We start from the raw sequence: 2,048 nt of genomic DNA, 5'->3' as shown, positions 1-2,048 counted from the left end.
ACCGCCAGCGCCGCCGGGGCGCCGATGACGGGCCCGAGCACGAGCACCAGCGCGCCCTCCCTGACCCCGACCCCGGCCGGGACCACGACGGTGAGGATGCCGGTGGCCCACGCGAACGCATACGCGCCGGTCGCGACGATGTAGAGGTCGGGGCGGCCGGAGAGCAGCCAGATGTGCAGCCCGTACACGAACCACCCGAGCGCGGTCCACGCCACCGCGATGACCACGGTACGGCCGGGCAGCACGCTGTCCAGCGGCTCCTTGCGCGCGATGCGCAGCGCCAGGTTGAGGCCCCAGGTGAGCACCTTGGGATGCAGGCAGACGATGATCACCGGCACCAGCAGCACGAGATACCAGGCCTTGCGGACCGCCTCCTGGGAACCCAGCGTCGCGGCGGCGATCGAGATGCCGACACCGAGGTTGATCACCAGCCCCAGCGAGACCGTCGCGAACGTGCGCCGAGGCGGGCTGCCGTGGTCGCGCCCGAGGTCCATCATCGCCGCGTACGCCCAGACGCCGCCAGGAATGTACTTCCCTAGCTGGCCCACGAACATGATCCGGGCGGCGATCCGCAGCGGCACCCGCGTGCCGAGCCCCGCCAGGATCTCCCGCCAGGCCACCAGCATGAGGAACTGGCCGAGCAGCACCGCGGCGAACGCCCCCAGCACCGCCCACGGCGACATCGCGGCGACGGCGCCGGTGGTCTCGTCCCAGTTCCTCGCCAGCCCGTACCCCAGAAAACCGATTGCGACCAGGGCAAGGACGACGCGCAGCAGGCGACGGAGCATTCGCTCAGGCTACGCGCGGTTCGCCAGGTAAAGCCAGACGACCACGCCGATCACCGCCAGAGCGGCGAGAACCGTAAGCGTGATCTTGGCCGCGCTGTACGGCCGGTCGCCCTGGACCTCACCGTTCGCGCCGTTGATCAGCACCTGATACGTCCTGCCGCCGAACAGATAGTTTCCGGCCCAGACCGGCAGCAGGACCAGCTTGAACATGACGTTCGAGTAGTGCGTGTCGACAGAGAAGACGCGCTGCACGTCGCCGCCGATGTGCCTGCGGCAGTCGCCGTGGATGACGTCGCGCATGACGAGCTTGGCCTGCTCCAGGCCGACCGGCGGCTCGGTGTCGTAGCGCAGGCTGTGGTGCCCGGCCACGTAGTCCGGGTGGAACGGCACCGCCTGCTTCAGCGGCCAGGGCTGGAGCTTGTCCAGGTCCTCCACCTGGGTGGTGGCGGGGACCAGGACGTCGTCGAAGTCACGCGCCACCCGGCCGGCGGCCGGGTACCAGCGGGTCCGCCTCTCCCTGCGGGTGCGTCTCTGGCCGCTGCCGTCGGTGTACGAGGTGGTGACCCAGTAGTGCTCGCCGCGCTGGCCCACGTAGTCGGAGGCCGTGCCCGCGTCGAACGTCCAGTGCGGCAGGTACGTGCTCTTCATCGACTCCGCCTCGGTGACCTTCTTGAGGTGGTTGGGGGCGAACCAGCGGGTCCGCACCCAGGAGCGGAGCGCGCTCCTGGCGCCGTCGCGATTGAGCGCGAAGGGGAGCACGGCTTCGGGGGCGATCTGGCTGTCGTTCGCGATGTCGGCGACCAGGACCGTGCCGCAGAACTGGCACGTCTTGGAGATCGCGTCGCTCTCCGTGCGGGCGGCGCAGCCCGGGCAGGTGAACTGGTGCGGGGCGAGGGTCTGGACGCGAGGTTTGGCCAGGAACGCCTCGTAGGAGAACTCGCGCACCTGGCGGGTGGGCGGGGCGATCTGCTGCTCGAGGCCGCAGTACGGGCAGCGCATGGCGGTGGTGCCGGGGGCGAACGCCACGCTCGCGCCGCACCCGGCGCACGGATGGGCGGGGGCGTGGGTGGGGGAGGTCACGTGAGGTCCTTCAGGCGGGCGGGAAGGGCGGTGGCGTGTCGCGCAGGAGTGCCTGTAGCTCCGGGACGTCGCGGGCGGGCGCCCACTGCGGCATTCCGGACTTCCACACCAGCGCGTCCGGGGTGAGCCCGGCGGCCGGCAGCTCCGCCTCGTCGAACGGGCCGCGCCGCTCGCCGTTCA

3 protein-coding genes are annotated in these 2,048 nt (G+C 71.1%); all 3 read right to left on the bottom strand.

Features of this window, described 5'->3' with window-relative positions:
* Nucleotides 1–788, bottom strand: a 788-nt coding sequence (locus tag AB0J09_RS63275; protein WP_360713951.1) for a lysylphosphatidylglycerol synthase domain-containing protein, incomplete at its 3' end; no start/stop codon positions are given.
* A gap of 9 nt (nucleotides 789–797) precedes the next feature.
* A complete protein-coding gene (locus AB0J09_RS63270; protein ID WP_360713949.1) occupies nucleotides 798–1,868 on the bottom strand; it encodes a hypothetical protein in 1,071 nt (356 codons plus the stop codon).
* Nucleotides 1,869–1,878: 10 nt separating this feature from the next.
* Nucleotides 1,879–2,048: DUF4339 domain-containing protein (locus tag AB0J09_RS63265; protein ID WP_360713953.1), on the bottom strand; the 170-nt coding region annotated here is incomplete at its 5' end.

The organism is Nonomuraea sp. NPDC049784 (assembly GCF_040659615.1).
Classification (GTDB): domain Bacteria; phylum Actinomycetota; class Actinomycetes; order Streptosporangiales; family Streptosporangiaceae; genus Nonomuraea.
The sequence above is the reverse complement of the archived record's forward strand: the minus strand, read 5'-3'. Positions and strand labels throughout refer to the sequence as shown.